Annotated in this window: 15 protein-coding genes and 3 pseudogenes; 7 read left to right on the plus strand and 11 right to left on the minus strand. The window is 58.5% G+C overall.

Annotated features, from left to right (window positions below; all coding sequences use genetic code 11):
- Window positions 1-612: 612 nt before the first annotated feature.
- The gene (locus tag QN413_RS25615; RefSeq protein WP_323499418.1) at window positions 613-1,497 is read left to right on the plus strand and encodes a hypothetical protein; all 885 of its coding nucleotides are present in this window, start codon (window positions 613-615) and stop codon (window positions 1,495-1,497) included.
- Between the two features lie 989 nt (window positions 1,498-2,486).
- Here QN413_RS25615 and QN413_RS25620 read toward each other — a convergent pair.
- Together QN413_RS25620 and QN413_RS25625 are read right to left on the minus strand one after the other, a co-directional pair.
- Complete coding sequence (locus tag QN413_RS25620; protein ID WP_323499419.1) at window positions 2,487-3,650, minus strand: hypothetical protein; 1,164 nt, start codon at window positions 3,648-3,650, stop codon at window positions 2,487-2,489.
- A gap of 205 nt (window positions 3,651-3,855) precedes the next feature.
- Window positions 3,856-4,269, minus strand: a complete 414-nt coding sequence (locus QN413_RS25625; protein WP_323499420.1) for a hypothetical protein — start codon at window positions 4,267-4,269, stop codon at window positions 3,856-3,858.
- Window positions 4,270-4,441: 172 nt separating this feature from the next.
- On the opposite strand from QN413_RS25625, the gene QN413_RS25630 reads away from it, so the two are divergent.
- Window positions 4,442-4,798: a hypothetical protein gene (locus tag QN413_RS25630; RefSeq protein ID WP_323499421.1), complete on the plus strand. Its 357-nt coding sequence runs from the start codon at window positions 4,442-4,444 to the stop codon at window positions 4,796-4,798.
- A 224-nt stretch (window positions 4,799-5,022) separates the two neighbouring features.
- Here the strand turns inward: QN413_RS25630 and QN413_RS25635 are convergent, their stop codons facing one another.
- Window positions 5,023-6,549 carry a Fic family protein gene (locus tag QN413_RS25635; RefSeq protein ID WP_323499422.1) on the minus strand — a complete coding sequence of 509 codons (1,527 nt, stop codon included), beginning with the start codon at window positions 6,547-6,549 and terminating at the stop codon, window positions 5,023-5,025.
- Window positions 6,550-6,927: 378 nt separating this feature from the next.
- Between QN413_RS25635 and QN413_RS25640 the strand changes: the two genes are divergently transcribed.
- Together QN413_RS25640 and QN413_RS25645 are read left to right on the plus strand one after the other, a co-directional pair.
- Complete coding sequence (locus tag QN413_RS25640) at window positions 6,928-7,245, plus strand: helix-turn-helix transcriptional regulator (protein ID WP_323499423.1); 318 nt, start codon at window positions 6,928-6,930, stop codon at window positions 7,243-7,245.
- Window positions 7,246-7,253: 8 nt separating this feature from the next.
- Window positions 7,254-7,628 carry a HipA N-terminal domain-containing protein gene (locus tag QN413_RS25645; protein ID WP_323499424.1) on the plus strand — a complete coding sequence of 125 codons (375 nt, stop codon included), beginning with the start codon at window positions 7,254-7,256 and terminating at the stop codon, window positions 7,626-7,628.
- Window positions 7,629-7,710: 82 nt separating this feature from the next.
- Here the strand turns inward: QN413_RS25645 and QN413_RS25650 are convergent, their stop codons facing one another.
- The 5 genes from QN413_RS25650 to QN413_RS25670 all read right to left on the minus strand — a co-directional run bounded on the left by QN413_RS25650 (window position 7,711) and on the right by QN413_RS25670 (window position 11,075).
- Window positions 7,711-8,163 carry a hypothetical protein gene (locus tag QN413_RS25650; RefSeq protein WP_323499425.1) on the minus strand — a complete coding sequence of 151 codons (453 nt, stop codon included), beginning with the start codon at window positions 8,161-8,163 and terminating at the stop codon, window positions 7,711-7,713.
- Between the two features lie 52 nt (window positions 8,164-8,215).
- Window positions 8,216-8,593: a hypothetical protein gene (locus QN413_RS25655; protein WP_323499426.1), complete on the minus strand. Its 378-nt coding sequence runs from the start codon at window positions 8,591-8,593 to the stop codon at window positions 8,216-8,218.
- Window positions 8,594-8,607: 14 nt separating this feature from the next.
- Entirely contained in the window at window positions 8,608-9,051 is a 444-nt protein-coding gene (locus tag QN413_RS25660; protein ID WP_323499427.1) for a hypothetical protein, read from the minus strand.
- Between the two features lie 227 nt (window positions 9,052-9,278).
- A complete protein-coding gene (locus QN413_RS25665) occupies window positions 9,279-9,686 on the minus strand; it encodes a hypothetical protein (RefSeq protein WP_323499428.1) in 408 nt (135 codons plus the stop codon).
- Between the two features lie 636 nt (window positions 9,687-10,322).
- Window positions 10,323-11,075 (minus strand): hypothetical protein, encoded by a 753-nt coding sequence (locus QN413_RS25670; protein WP_323499429.1) that lies wholly within the window; start codon window positions 11,073-11,075, stop codon window positions 10,323-10,325.
- 112 nt (window positions 11,076-11,187) lie between these two features.
- On the opposite strand from QN413_RS25670, the gene QN413_RS25675 reads away from it, so the two are divergent.
- Window positions 11,188-12,273 carry an IS630 family transposase gene (locus QN413_RS25675; RefSeq protein ID WP_323499430.1) on the plus strand — a complete coding sequence of 362 codons (1,086 nt, stop codon included), beginning with the start codon at window positions 11,188-11,190 and terminating at the stop codon, window positions 12,271-12,273.
- A 120-nt stretch (window positions 12,274-12,393) separates the two neighbouring features.
- Here QN413_RS25675 and QN413_RS25680 read toward each other — a convergent pair.
- Window positions 12,394-12,716, minus strand: a pseudogene (locus QN413_RS25680) (transposase); the annotation flags it as partial.
- Between the two features lie 626 nt (window positions 12,717-13,342).
- On the opposite strand from QN413_RS25680, the gene QN413_RS25685 reads away from it, so the two are divergent.
- A complete protein-coding gene (locus QN413_RS25685) occupies window positions 13,343-13,561 on the plus strand; it encodes a hypothetical protein (protein WP_323499431.1) in 219 nt (72 codons plus the stop codon).
- Window positions 13,562-13,783: 222 nt separating this feature from the next.
- Here QN413_RS25685 and QN413_RS25690 read toward each other — a convergent pair.
- Window positions 13,784-14,158, minus strand: a pseudogene (locus QN413_RS25690) (transposase); the annotation flags it as partial.
- 217 nt (window positions 14,159-14,375) lie between these two features.
- On the opposite strand from QN413_RS25690, the gene QN413_RS25695 reads away from it, so the two are divergent.
- Window positions 14,376-14,981, plus strand: coding sequence for a hypothetical protein (locus tag QN413_RS25695; protein WP_323499432.1), 606 nt, complete (start codon window positions 14,376-14,378; stop codon window positions 14,979-14,981).
- A gap of 85 nt (window positions 14,982-15,066) precedes the next feature.
- On the opposite strand, the pseudogene QN413_RS25700 reads toward QN413_RS25695, so the two are convergent.
- Window positions 15,067-15,289, minus strand: a pseudogene (locus tag QN413_RS25700) (hypothetical protein); the annotation flags it as partial.

The raw sequence follows: 15,289 nt of genomic DNA on the forward strand, positions 1-15,289 counted from the left end.
GACCCTGTTGTAGTGGAGCGTTTGATGCGCGGCCCTATATGGATCAACACGTTACGCGTTTAACTGTCGAACTCGGGTGCGCTGCGTTGCGGTCGGCTAGGCGCTCACTGCGCATCGAGAGCCGTTAACGTTACTCGCGACAAACTTCTGCTGGAGAGCCTGTGAAGCTCATACAAGGCGCTTGCAACGCAAGTGTTCGGCACACTGACCGCAGAAAGCGTTTCCACACAGCCTCCGCCACAAGCGGCCGCTCGCCCGAACGGCTTCAATGACCTGTTATCGGCGCATAGCGGTAATCGGAGCAGAAATCTCCTTCTGCCGTTACGCGCCCATTGCGGCCCTCCCGCTTCGCAGAAAGAGGTGGCCGTCGTCCGCCAGTTTGCGGTCGATCGCGCCGCATCCGCCGCGGTCGGGTCATGCTGCACAACGGTATTCGACAGTTCGATGACCGAAGCACTGGGCGCCCACCACGGACCTCCAGAGTGGCGAAACTGGTCACCTCATGCAGGCCATACAGGCGCGATAGGTAGTCCTTGCCAGGCTCTTCATCGATCCCTAGGATTGCCCAGCGAAGTTGGTCACTACATAGGGTGAAATAGAGGGGGAATAGCAATGAAATCAAGACATGTATTAACGCTTTTCATATTTTTGTTTGCCGCAGACGCAACAAATTCGCAGACCTGCGCGAACGGTGAAAAGCGCCTGCATGCAGAAGACGAGTGCATTCCTCAGCTTTTGTTCAACTATCTTTATTGCCTTCAAAGTAGTGGCGGCGGCAAAGTAGAGGTGATTCGAAAAGATGGCGACGAAAATTCGCCTTCTTCAGAGATTAATTTTTCTGGCAAGGGCTCGGGCGTGGTAATAAAAGGAGAGGGTGCTGTTGGCTTTAAACATTCGGACGTGACTAAGGCAACCCGCGAATTACAAGAGAAACTCAATCCTGCTCTTGCTGACAAATGCGAACGAATTGCGAACGAGATTCTCAGCACGCCCCCTCCAAGCTCTCCAACCCCAAAAGCCCCTGTAGCCAACGTTGCCCCGGTGGCCCCTGTGGGCCGGGTGGCAGTCAACCCATTGAATAATGCGGCGCCAAAATTACCTGAGCCTCATGTGCAACTCGAAACCGCCTTAAACGGGTTCAGCTGCCAAGTGGCATCCTATGGCAATCAATGGGCTGAACAAAATCGCAAGCGTATAGAGGACGACCTGTACAAGATTTATGGCTGCAGTGAACCACCAGAAGCCTCTAATAAGCCCGGCTTTAGCGGCAATTTCCACACACCAGCAAGCAATGATGGGCCATGGTCGGGCTTTGCTAGCCAAAGCACGGTTCTTTACTATGATCCGAACAACAAATCTAGGGCCGCCGCCGTTGCACGGGACTTAAGTCAAAGGTATCAACACAAGTTTGTAATTGCTAGAGGCGCAGGACAAGGGATTCCGTATGAATGGTTTAGTCGAACTATCGTGGTGCACCTCCGAGAGACTGGCGCCTAATCCATCGGTCGGCACCCACAGACCTTCGTATCCTCACTCGTCGCCACGCGCAATATCGCCTTGGCCTTTCCGCTCCTGTCCCTAAGCATAGGCACATGGAAACTTCTGCGACCGCTAGAGTACCGGCTGACCCTATTTCCTCCCCCCCAACGACGCCTCGATCTCCTGACGAGCTAGAAGAAATATGGCGCAGTTTGTGTGATGACTTCCCGAAAATGAGCGTCACAGGTTTGAACCGCGGTGCAGTCAGGGGCACACTTCTAGCGTATGGCTCCCTCTCCACCGATCACATAACGCTGAATGCAAGGTTCAATCCTTCTTAAATCGCAGCTCTACATAAGCTACTGACATTTGATGTTCATAAATCTTTACAGCGCCAAATGGAAGGCTACGGGGCTTGCTAGCTGTTTAAAGGTGGCGCTCGCGCGAGCCAAATTTCTGAACAAAAAAAAGGACGACAGTCTTGTCCGTCTCGATGACATCAGAACGCAAAGCGATATTGGCGGCTGAATCGGAGGCCCAATTGCGGATCTTGGCCGGCCCTACGGCACTTCCCAAACCACGATTAGTCTGCAACGGGCACGGAGCTGCCGATGTGCATCCGCGTAATCAGCGGCTGCTGTTTGATCGCAACCGGTCTTGCCAGGACCGACGTGTGAAGGACGGGCTACTGCCGACTGCGTGAGTTCGCGTGGCGAGGTCGAACGATCGCTCATGTGTATAGCTGAAGTTCAGGTCACAAAGTCGAAGGGCAGCATCGGGCCCGAAGCAGACGCTCGACAATTCTTCTGGAGCTGCTTTGCTGCGGCAGCCGCTTATCGCCCGGCTCTCAGAGAACGACCGCATCCGGCTTTGAAACTGTGTTGCGGGTGGCTTCATTCCTTTAGCTCACGATGTTGAGTAACGACCGGTGACTGGGAGGCTCTTGACAAAGTAAAACGACTTCCCTGTGCGGGCGTACGCGCTGCCGCTAACGTCATGCAGCGCAGTCACCTATCACCGTTGAAACCCCACGGCCTGAGCTGCAACCAATCGCGCATATGGCTTTCCCTGTAGGCGAAGGTATCCTGATTCAGATCGCTCAATTTGACATCGCTGATAAAACCAACGCCGCGTGGCAACAGCCCTCGCTCAATCATGAGCGCTTGCAGTCCAGAGACTCTGTCGTTCACCCATCTGGCGCTAGTATTTACATCCAGTCCTAGTTCAACAAACATGGAGCCGAGCACCAAATATGCTCTTAGCGAGCCACTGTGATAGCCCTCCGACTCTGCAAACCACGAGTACATCAAAACAACGCCAACCACCACCTCGAAAGCCTTCGCCCTAAAGCGCGGGTTTTCTAGCGACAGCTCATTTTCGTGAAAGCCATTAAAGAACTGCTTCGCCATGAACCGCCCCGAGAAGTCGTCGGCGTCAGTCTCCAACGCCCTTCGTCTAAGGTCGATAACTTGCGAGCTCGCGAAATCAGATGCTGAGACTTCAGTTATCGCTCCGATTCCTGCCCCAGCTTCGCGGCGCAAATAGACTGTATGTGCCCGCAGGATGTGGGCTAACTCATGAAAGAAGGTGACTCGCAAGGCAGCTACTGCGAACCGTCCAGCCAACGCTCGTCGCTCGGGTGCGACTGGAATGTTTAGCGCAATTCCGAAGAGTGGTTCTGCATGCGCCACGAGGTGCTCGCCCGGGCGGGGCAATGTCGGTTCGAAGCGCTTGTCCGATACCAAGTGGTACGCAGAGTAGAGCGTGTGAAAGAACGCTCCGGCAGTGACGTTGATGAACTGAACCGTCTCATCTTCATCGTGCAGCACAGCGGCGAGTCCATTCGGCACAAGGCTGTCGGACATGAAGCCAAGCACCTGCCAAGGGGCCAGCCGCTTTTCGACAGCGGCGCTCTCAAAGAATCGCTGAACGCTGCGAAATGCTGCAGCAGCGGATCTGATCCCAGGCGGTGTAATACCTGGAAATACCAGGCCGGTATCAAGCGTGCTGCCGTCATCGAGCAAACGCCCCTGACCGTGGACGTGAAGCCGGACACCAGCCTGAATTCTGTCTCGTGTTTGGACGGCGCCAAGCTCAAAAGGATGTCGCCGGTTGCGGTTGGCTATGGGCCATGAACGGAGAGCCTTAATTTTCGCTGCAATAGTTGTCATGAACAATCTCCCGGAGAAGGACATATCGTAGCTTCCGACTGAATCGCACTAGGATGGTGCTACTCCGTTTGATGTTGGCGTCGGCGGTGCTTAGTGCCGATGATGGCGGGAGCTGCCAATCAGGCTTTGTCCGCGAATGACGCAGAGCAGTCCAACTCTGCTCTTCCAAGCTATGAACCCAGCGGCCGCTTTTGGCCGATTGGCGTCAATGTTCCGCCGCACGGCCAACCAGAAGGGCCTCGGACGGTACATCAGGCTCGAACGCGGTAATCGAGCGACGGAACGCGTCCAAGGTCGACGGGTCGCACCAAAACTGCACTGACATCGCCTCTTGATACTGTCCCGCAGGCGCCCCCCATTTCTCGAGAACGGCAGTGACGCTCACATGGCCCTTTGCGTTTGCCGACAAGCTGACTTTGAGCCGATCGAAGATACCGTAGTCAAACGAAATCGCATCGTCCGGTCTGAGTGGAAAGCCAGACACTCTTTTGCAGATGGCTGCGAGTTTGCGATGGTCGTCGTAAGCAACCACTGATCCCGAGAACGCCGATCCAGACACCCCAATGGTGACTTCCTGTTCATCGTTCTCGCCATAGAACTGCCGAATGGTTGCATTCAAGGAAAGCTGCTGAAGAGGCATGACATGAACTGCTGTGTTGAATGACTGGTATTGGCCCGACACCGGCGGCGTGGGCCTCCTCCTGAAAGTTGCCGAGCGGGCTGCCAGCCCTCAGGCCAAGGTTACGGTGTGTTACGTATAATTTATTAGCGCAACAAGAGGGAGTCAAGGAGTGATTAAGAAATACACACGCATCGGCAACGTGGCGCTCGTGGTCACGGTCGTGAGCCTGGGCACTGTGATGTACGTATCCGCAAACAAGCTCATCTCCGAAGACGCGCGCCTTCCACTTATTGCCGTCTACGTCATTTCGCTTTGGACGATGTTCTGGGCGTACGCGAGGGCCAAGGGGCGTTCAGGCGCTTTGGGCATCGCTTTGCCCTTCTTGAACCTGATTGGGTTGGTAATCCTGCTTTGTCTCAAAGACTTCAGCAATCTGCCGCCAGGTTGGGCCTGCGAGAAATGCAAAGGCAAGAACCCGGCTTCGGATTCAACTTGCCGCTACTGCAGTGCTCCGCAGCCAAGCTAGATCGCCTTAGCAGTTCACAGATACTTAGCCTTTTGGCGGCCGCAGCGAATGTCTGGTGCTGGCCCGAAAGTTGTCGTTCAACGCATCGTGTGGAGGCGCGCGATCTTGCGGGGGCCTCTGTCGTCCATGCGCTTTCGCATCAAACCCAGTTGCACTAACCTGCCAACGTGGGCATGGGCCCGTCAGCACCGCACATCCGCGAGTTTCGCAACCGCGTAGATCGGTCAACCGCGAGGAGCCGTCGACCCATCCGTTGTCGCCTCTTGTGGTTCATCGGATTGCCGGGGCCACAACAGCTGGTGCTTGACCAAGGATTTCTCGAACGCGTTGCACCGTTTCATCAGGTCGATGGTCGCGTCAAGATCTTCGAAGCTGAATGCGGCTGTCCACCGCTGGATGTTCGTCATCGCATCGATATAGGGCTCCGTGCGCGCGGACCGAGTCAGTTCACGCAGGCAATCGAGGTACTGCTCGCGATACAGGCTCGGGACGATGATTCGCGCCTCGCCCGCCGCGCTCAGCTCCGAGTTCATGACCAGGCGCGCGAGACGGCCGTTCCCGTCGTTGAACGGATGCACCTCGGAGACGATGAACATCGCAAGCAACGCACGCGCCAGACCGGCATCCACGTCATGCATGAGCAGCCCCGCCTCTCTGAGCGTTCCGACGACCAGCCGAGGTTCAACAAAGGTCGTGTTGCCCGCGACGTTTCGCAACGTTTTGAACTCGCCTGGCAACACCTCGGACCGTGCCGCCATCATCAATGCATGCCGCTCGCGCAAGGTCTCCTCGAAGGCCCTGATGTCGGTGATTCCCCGCGCGCGCCAGGCAGGATCGCGTGCTTGGTCGAAGACGCCCTTGATGTCATGCGAATCCTGGGTCCGCAGTTCGCTGATCTTGCCTTCGAGGGCGATCGCCCGCGCCTCGCCAATCTCGAACTCGGTGCCCTCGATGAAGTTGCTGAAGTACGACTCGAGGAAGGCAAAGTTCGTCTTTGCCGGGGAAGCTCGAGCCACGTCCGCGATGTGCGGTAGTCCGGCGACTTTCAGGACCCCGGCCAGCTTGTGAAAAAGGTCCATCCGAGGCGCGTCATAACCCTGCGCACGACCAGTGCCTTGCGAGGTGGCCATCTTTGGACCGGGGCGTGTGCCCAGGATTGCGCCCATCAGATGGTCGAGTTCTTCCCTGCGCGCCTTCGGCGAATTCATCTGCGCGGCAACTGTCCGTACACGCTCGCGCAGTTGGCCGAACGCATGCTCGCCACGCGAGTCACAGATCGAAATCAAGCGCCCCTCGAGCTCCTCGGCGCTGATCTTGCGGCTGTACTGCGGATCGTCCTCGCGCGGGCCCGGTGCAGTTGCGTCAAGCAGCATCCGGGCTGTGCTTGGGAAGTAGAGCTCGCGTCCTTGGATCTGGGTATCTCCGTCGACGGGACCCGGACCGCTCGACAGCACCACCTTCAGCCCGGGAAGCTCCATCACCCGTGCATAGCTGCCACCTGCCAGGTAGACGGTTTGGGCACCAATGCCATCGAAAGCGCTTCGGTAGGCAACGACCGTCTTCGGGAAGAGCGCTGCCAGGATTCGGGCCTTCTCCCGCTTGAAAAGCGGTGGCCATTCGGCCAGCGGCTGTGTCGTGGCAATACCGCTGCGCACCCGATATAGCTCCCCGGCAACGACCCGTCGCTCGACGGCACGCTGCTGCGATCGGTCGAGCTCGGCATTGAGGTAGAGGAGCTCGGTTTGTCGCATTTTCTTGGCTTGTTCGACGCTTGCGGGTGGATCTGTCGCGATTATTGAGGCCGATTCGAGATCCCGTCGCTTTTTTTCGCCTGAACCATTTGGTGCTGGCGCCTTTTTGACCCAAATGCCGCAATTGCGATTACCCACTTTGCCACCTTGCCACCTTGCCACCTTCCAACTCAGTGCTGCCAATGATTTCCATGGCCCATCCATAGAGCAGCGGAATTCCGGTGCAAGGATCAATTCTTAACCGACCGCAATAGGCCTGACCAAGCGCTATGCAACTCTCTGGAAAGAGGCATCACAAACTAGACTTAGCGCGGTCCTTTGTTTAGTATGTGATACATGCCTGCCGCTCAACCCCGCCTTTTTCCATCTGAGCAACGCTTGACCGTTGAGCTGGGTGAGCGCCTGCGCCTTGCGAGATTGCGCCGTCGCCTGACTGCCGAGACGGTCGCGGCCCGAGCCGGAATCTCTCGCATGACGCTCTACCGCGCTGAGAGTGGGGAAACGGCGGTCGCCTTGGGAACCTACGTTCGCGTGCTGGCGGTGCTTCACCTGGAGAAGGACTTGGCTTTGGTTGCCAAGGACGACGTCGTTGGGCGCATATTGCAGGATAACGCCCTGCCCGCGAGACGACGCCGGGCTCCGGCAGCCAAACCCGTGGGTGGCGCAAAGCCGAAATCGGCGCAGGCGTCGTCATGACAACGGCATTGGAAGTCTGGCTCGATAGCGACCTGACAGACGGACCGACATTGGTTGGGATGCTGCACAGCGATCGCGGACAGGCGAGGTTCGAGTACGCGTCGGGCTGGCTCGGGAACCCTCGTGCGTTTGCCCTCGATCCGGACTTGAGCCTTGGCAAAGGCGCCTTCTTTCCGTCCGCTGAGACGGCGAACTTCGGCGTATTCCTCGACTCCTCGCCCGACCGCTGGGGCCAGACGCTGATGAAGCGCCGCGAGGCCCTGGACGCCACGAATGAAGGCCGCAGGCCGCGCAATTTGTACGCGTGGGATTACCTTGTAGATGTGCATGTTGCTGCCAACAAAGAATTGAGCCACACCGCCGACTTCGACCGAGCCATCTGAATAGCTATCGGCCCAACAAGCATGCAGATCTCAAGGCTGTCGACCTGGCTCAGTGGATCGTCGGCAAACCCAAAGAAACGGCTCAGCTTGGCGTCGGCGCGCACAGCACTGGCAGCTTCTTGCCAAGTTCACCGCCTGCGATGCCTGCTGCCACCATCGTGCCGAGCACGCGCTGAATCCCGTGCAGCACCACGTTGATGCCCAGCGCGATCAGCACCCGGTAAATCGTGGGCCTGTCGGTCAGTGACACGACACGATCGAAGTTCGACACCACCAGCGCCAGCGACGCGGTGAAGCCGGCGAGCCACCAGCTCGAAAACTTTTCCCATTTCGCACAGATGACACCTGAGACGCCAAGCAGCATCTCGTGCTGCAACACGTCAATGTGATCAAACTTCAGCGCGTCGTCTAGCTTAATTCGGGCTAGCAGCGGGGGCGACCAGTTGACCGTGATCGGATGGAAACGGTACTGAAGTGGCGGCATCGTGCACGTTGTGCGTGAACGCGACCGGGGCGCTACCGCCGCGATCAGCATCGACGCCGTGCAGGCATCAGTGCGCTATCGATGCGATGAAGTCTAGGCAGGCCTAAAGTGCTGGCATCGGCTTGCGCCTCTTCGCCTTCACGAAGTCAAAGGCGAGGTACAGCGCGAATAACAAAAACATGAAGACGCAGCCGATCATGATGGCAACGTCTTTGCCCGTCACCGCATCATCGGTCCAGCCAAAGCGAAAAAAGATGAACGCGAAGGACACCATCGCCAGCAGGTCATAGACCACCGCCATGTTTTCACGGTTGAACACGGCGCTGAGCGTGCCCTTCATTCCCTGCGCTGCGATCGATGCCTTGGCGACGCCGAAGAGCCAATCCAGCAGCTTCTTGCCCGCCCATCCGACGACAAGTAGAAACGCAGACCATCCGATGTCCCAAAGGCTCCGATGCGAAAACCACTCTGTGAAGGTCATTTCGGCCAGAACACTTAGCCGACGGCGATGACGCCAAAGATGGCAGCGACTCCCGCGACACGCTTCCACCTCAAAATCCAGGTGTTGTCGGCTCCACTCGCGATCGCCTCAGTCAACATCGTTTCAAAAGCGGCAACCCTGCGCTGTTCAGCTTTGACCATCGCAACCTGACGGCGGCGTGCCTCGCTTGGAATTTCGATCATGTGTTTGGTCGTAGCCGTCATGCGCTCCATCGCAACAGAGTCGATTTGCCCGGTCGCAAGTTTCGCAATCGATGCACGCGCCAACTGCTTCTTCAGGGTGGTGACATTGCGCAATTCCCGAATCAGCGCGCGTTCAGACGACGCGCGCATCTTCGCGAGAGCCCTGTCACCGGTGAGCGCTCGAATTTGCGCCAGCGCAGAGCCCTCGATCCCGAGATGGGCGATCGTCTTTTTGAACTCGTTCTTGGGGTGCATGCGGTCTGCCGTTCCGATGGGTTGCCACGACAATTGTGCGCCTGGCGCGCGCAGGAATGGCGCTGCGGGGGTGGTTCTTGCAATACTGCCCCTGCATTCCCTTACGCAATAACTTCAGCAGTTTGGGCGACTTGACAGCCACGACATCGGGTGGCGTCGAAACCCTGCGACCAACATAAAAAAACGGCTCGTAGACCGTTCGGGTCGTTCGTGCCGCTCGCAGCTGTTTAGCTGCAGGCCTTGCCATGCGGGCCGTGAAAGCCCTGGGTCTTGGCATCCGCTTCGGTCAGATACTTGCCATGCTTGGTCTTGCCGTAGTACTTGTCACTCGGGCAGTGATAGACCTTGCTCTTCTCGTTTGCCCACACCTTGTCGGCACCGCCGCCTGGCGCCTGCGCAACCGGCGCAAGGTCGGGCTTGCCCTTCTTAATGGTCGGTGCGGCGACTGGTGCCGTGACAGGTGCGGCAGAGGCCGGAGCGGCGGTCATGGCCTTGGGTGCGGCGGTTGCGGCAGTGGCGGCGGTCGCCGCCGAGGGCGGCATTGCGGCTGGAGAGGTGCCAGCAGCAGGGGCTTGGGCAAACACGGAGCCGGCGAGGACGATGCTCAGGGCAGCAAAAATGAGAGATTTTTTCATTGGGACTTCGACTTCGGTTCACGAAATACGTGGTCTGCTTCCAACGCGGTGAACACGCATGCGTTGACCCAGCCGTATTGCCTTTACGCCTGTTTACAGGCGCATGTGCACATATCGACTTCACGCTCTGGCGCAAAAATCTGAATAGCTGCCGTCCTGTCGCACACAACTGAATCGAGAGAGGTGAGGTGAAGCGGCGATGCGTTGAAGCGCACAAGCACTCAAAACGGATTGACGCGAAGAATATCTGGGGCTTGGTGTTGCTGCTTGCCATCGCCAGCGCAGCTTATGGCCAGGTGCAGAAGTGCGACGCCACCAATGGTACCTCGGTCTATTCTGAGATGCCCTGTACCGCGAAACAGCGTGGTGGCCAGATGCTCGGCCGATCGGCAACAATAACAACAGGGTCAGGTAGGGTCCTATGTACGTAACGACGGAAAGATCTGCCAACCGCACGGCAACATGATCATCTGCGATTGAACGCAGGATCCTTTCGAAATCGCCAAGTCCAGCAGTGCCCACTGAACGCTGATCATCGATCACGATGCACAAGGATGTGCCTGGCAGCTCGCTTTGCGAAGCAATGCGGAGACCGGCGTGTGGGTATTCAGACCTATGCGCCCGCGGATGGGGCGTTCAACGAACTTTGGGATCCGTCCTTTGAGGCGACCCCTGGAGTGCTTCGGTTTGCCGGACGATCGCCAAAGACACGTTAGTAACCTTTGCAGCGGATTCAAGAGCTGCAGGCGACATATCGAAATCCGAGACCTCATAGACCCCAGGCTCGGTCCCATCGGCGTAGGAAATCCGGATCTTGTCTCCGGCTTTTTTCCAGCAAGCGGGTTGGGGTTCACTAAAAGTAAGAGCGAAATAAGCGTACTTCTCGCCTGCATCGCACAGCCCTTGGGTATGGGTCAGATTCATGTACGCGTTGCCTAGCGAATTTGATGCTACCGCGAATGTCGTGGCATAGGCACCGGTTAGCCGCGGTGCCGTCGCGTTCGAGATCAGGGCTTTTCGGGCGGAGGTTACGGCGTTGATGGCGTCGTCAACCGCCATAAGCTGCGCCTGCTTTTCGGCAGCGACCTCCCGTGCGGGCGCCTGCTCCTTGTAGAGCTTGAATTTCTCGACGACCTGGATTGCAACGAAAAGCAGCGCCGAAACGATTACCGCAATGGTGAGTAGGTTCTTAAAGAATTTGTCAACGGGGGGTGGTACCTGCGACTCGCCGCTCGGGTTGTTGGGCGAAGCTTCGATGGACCCGGACCTCATGGCAGCCATGTCGAGTCTGGCTCGCTCGTCGCGTCGGACTCGCGCTGCGCGACTGTTCCGAGCTCCCTGCAAGACGTGGCGAACGATGTGCTTGATGCGGGCGACAGTGATGTTCATAGCGAGCGTTCAGTGGCTGGTGTGGCGTGGTGCGAAAAGAGCTAGTGTAGTGCGCTCTAAATAGCATATCTCTTGTAAACTTCAACCTGTGTCTAACGCGGAGGTTGAAGCAATGCGGGCTGCGCCGAAGATCGAACTGGATGCGGAGGTTGAACGGGAGCTGCTGAGCCTGACTCGCAAGGGGCGAGTGGAGGCTCGAACGCAGCAGCGCGCCAGGATCGTCTTGCTGGCTGCCAAGGGCTGGCAGAACAAGGACATTGCCGCTGAGGTCGGATTGAATCGACTTCAGGTCGCGCTGTGGCGGGGGCGATTCCTGGAGGGCGGGATCGATGCGCTCAAACAGGATGCACCCCGCTGCGGGCGCCCGGTCAGCAGCGTGACCGCCGAAGTCGAGTCGCTCATCCTCGCCAAGACGCTGCACGATAAGCCGATCTCGGCCACGCACTGGAGTACGCGCACGCTGGCGGCTCAGCTGGGGCTGGGCCCGACGAGCATTCGTCGCGTCTGGAGCCGCAATGGCTTGAAGCCGCATCGGCAGACCTCCTTCAAGCTGTCGCGGGACCCGCGCTTCGAGGACAAGTTGCTGGACGTGGTGGGGCTCTACCTGAACCCGCCCGAGCGAGCGTTGGTGCTCAGTTGCGACGAGAAAAGCCAGATCCAGGCGCTCGACCGCACCCAGCCGGGTCTGCCGATGAAGCGCGGTCGTGCCGGCACGGTCACTCAGGACTACAAGCGGCATGGAACGACCACGCTGTTCGCGGCGATGAACACGCTCGACGGCACCGTCATCTCCCTGTGCCAGCCGCAGCACCGGCACGAAGAGTGGCTGAACTTCTTGCGCCTGATCCAGCGCCAGACGCCCAGGCACCTCGAACTGCACCTGATCGTGGACAACTACGGCACCCACAAACACCCGCAAGTTCAGGCCTGGCTCGCCAGGCATCCGCGCTTTGTCATGCACTTCACCCCCACGAGCGCCTCGTGGCTGAACATGGTGGAGCGCTTCTTTCGGGACATCTCCGAGAACCGCATCCGGCGCGACAGCTTTGCGAGCGTAGCTGCGCTCGAACTCGCCATCGATCTCTACATCCTGCATCACAACGCCAACCCAAAGCCCTTCATCTGGACGGCCACAGCATCGGCCATCCTGGCCAAAGTCACGAGGGCCAAGGCGGCGCTGGCGCGAGTCTCCAAATAAGCATTAGGATTTAGAGCGCACTACACTAGGTACCACTCGCGCGTTCGGCGCATGTAGTCGATCGGCTGTTCTACTCCAAGCGACGAAAGAGTCGACTCCTTGTCGGAGAAAGGATGTTGGCTTTCGCAAACTGTTGTCATCGGGCACCGATTCGCGCGACAGGTCGATGCCCACGAAGTCGCGCAGTGCCTGGCTGTCGTACAGGGCATCTTCCAGCGCCTCGTCTGCCAAGCCGCACCACTGCTGCAGGCATACATGCGCAGCATCCGGGGCACACCAATCGGCTGACGGCCCACGCGTCCGCTGGTCGGATACAGCGGCTCGATCACGGCAATCAAGCGGGCCCAGGGCACGACGCGTTCCATGTCGGCAACACACTTCTCCCGGCGCGTTCGCTTCTTCTTCAATGCGTACTCCGCGCTGGCAAAGCTGCGTTGGTTCATGTCACTGAGCCCTCGTAATCTGGTCCTCGTGTTCATGCAGGAGGCGTGCCGGTATTGGACAATTAATCAGCGTGTCCTTAGCCTTCTGAGGCCGACCAACTCAAGGATTCCTTCGGCCTCTCTCTGCTATCGCGACAGAACCTTCAGCCCCAACGCCAAGACAATGCACAGGGCGCCGCGTTAGCCTGCGCAGCCCAACGCCGAGACCGCCCGGCGCGAGCCGAGAGCCGGATCCACGGCCCCGAGCGACTGCGAGCGCCGTGCAAGTCAAAGCTCCCGCGCACGACGCAAGCGCAGCGCGCGGCCGATCAGGCCAGGCCTGTTCGGCGCCCCTCGGGGGACGCCAAAGCGCAGCGCCGGCGGGGGGTCGGCGTACAGCTGACTCTCAGGAGCAGGGAGGGTCGCCGAGCGCTCCTTGAAGCCGTCACGGTCGCGCAGCGCAGCCCGCGAAGCGCAGCGGCCGTGCTGATGGATGCGACCGCGCTGGCGTACACGCTGCCTGCGCCACCAGAGGTCTCTGGCTTCTTGTTACGCCAGCGTCACAGAGTCCGCGCATACTGGACTCATCCTGTTGACGGTCGTTCCATTGCCGACGGGATACAACCCCCTCGACACTGGAGACTTACATGAGCACGACCCACTCGATCACCGACCACCACACCAAAGCCGCCGAACACCACAAGAAGGCTGCCGAGCACCACACGGTCGCCGGTCAGCACGCCCAAGGCGGACGCCACGAGGCTGCCGCGCACCACGCGCAGGTCGCACAAGCCCACACGCTGCATGCGCAGGACCACGCTCACCACGCGACGAAGCTGCACGCCGAGCACCACGGCGCGAAGTAGTCAAATCTGTTGGCGCCTAAGATGCCGTGGCCGACTTCCGATCGGCGTGCCGACGCGGCGCTGGGCTGCCACAGCTCCCGCGAGATCGACCGTTGCGCGGCCGTCGCCGAAGCGAAGCCAGGCACTGCACCGCCGCGGGCCTCCCCTGCCTTCCATCGAAGCCCCACTGTTTGCGCCGAACTAGAACTGAGCCACCGGGGTAGGGCTAAAAACTTGGACTGTTTATGCCGTGAGCCCCAACCTTCGACGGTAGTCGACAGGACTGCGCGCGCCCAGGGACATCTTGATGCGCTTTTCGTTGTACCAGCGGATGTAAGAGTCCAAGGCCTGGATGAACTGCTCGACAGTCGTTGATTGCCAGTTGCCTGGATAGAACCATTCGGTCCTCAATCGACCGAAGAAGCCCTCGCAGGCCGCATTGTCGGGCGAACAGCCTTTGCGGGACATCGAACGCGTCAGCTCGGCATCCGCGATACGTGCCAGCCATCCCGGCCATCGATAGTGGGCACCGCGATCCGAATGCACAACAGGCCGGTTGCTGCTGATGTCGATCGTCTCGATAGCGGCATCCAGCATCGCGTTCACGGGCTGCGCGTCCGATCGCAAGACACCCTCGAATCGGCGTAAATGGCTTCCGAAATCGCTTCTCACTGCACTATGTGCAAGGCGAATCTTCGCCGATGAGACTGACGCATTTGGGAGGGGAGAATGCCGTATCCTGCTAGACTTCGCACGAACTTGCTGTGATTGGGCGGAGTCGCGCCCGCGGTAGTCCCTGGACGTAGCGTCTGCGACCATAAAAGAAATGCGTTGTTTGTTTATTGAAGAGAGTGCTGGCGGCGCGTCGCTCTGGGACAAGCCGATTCGTATCTTTGACGGTGTGCGGGTGGTGGCCATTGCTGAAGGCGTCCGCTTGAGAGACTCGGGGCGCGTGTTGCATATCGAGAAGTTGCAGACTTTAGGACTTGGAATGCGGCAAGCCCAAGCAGTTCGTCGATTGGCACTCCTGGAAATTGCAGCGTTAGCCCTAGAACGCACGCCCGAACTTGCGTTCATCACTATGTCGCTTTATTACCGTGCGCCAGGGGAAAACGACGGGGTATCTCTGGCCGCTGATCGAGCCGTTTTTCTGCGAAGTATCCGGGCAGAGCAAATCAAAGTGCACACCAATATTGAGGAACCTGAGAAGCAGGCCTACGTGGTAGAAGCAGTTTGGGCCCGGTCCGAATCCACTACTGAACTTTTTCTGCGTTGCCTTGATTTGGAACGGACGGCCTATCAGAAAGATGCTCAAGTCTTCACCTTCGCGCGAGCCGCGATATCGCTAATTCGGCGTACGGCGCATAGGGTTGTCGAAATTAATGGCGTCAGAAAGAATAAAGCTGCAAACAAGTGCAAAGAAGAAGTCAACACGCGTTGATCCCAAGCGGTCGGAGTAAACGATGTGATTGGCCGCGAGTCCTATTTATGCGGACGCTTGTGTAGTGCGCTCTAAGTTCTAATGCTTATTCGAAGCGTTGCGCCAGCGTTGTCTTGTCCCTTGGAACTTTGGCCAGGATGTCCGTTGCAGTGGCCGTCCAGATGAAGGGTTTCGGCTTGACGTTGTGATGCGGGACATACAGGTCGATCGCGAGCTCCAGCTCAGCCACACTAGGGAGACGCTGATCAATTGATCGATCCGGGCACGCCTCATGCATGCACGAGAAGACCAGATTACGAGGGCGCCCG

It is taken from the genome of Variovorax sp. LG9.2, assembly GCF_035018885.1.
In the GTDB taxonomy this organism is placed as follows: Bacteria; Pseudomonadota; Gammaproteobacteria; order Burkholderiales; family Burkholderiaceae_C; genus Variovorax.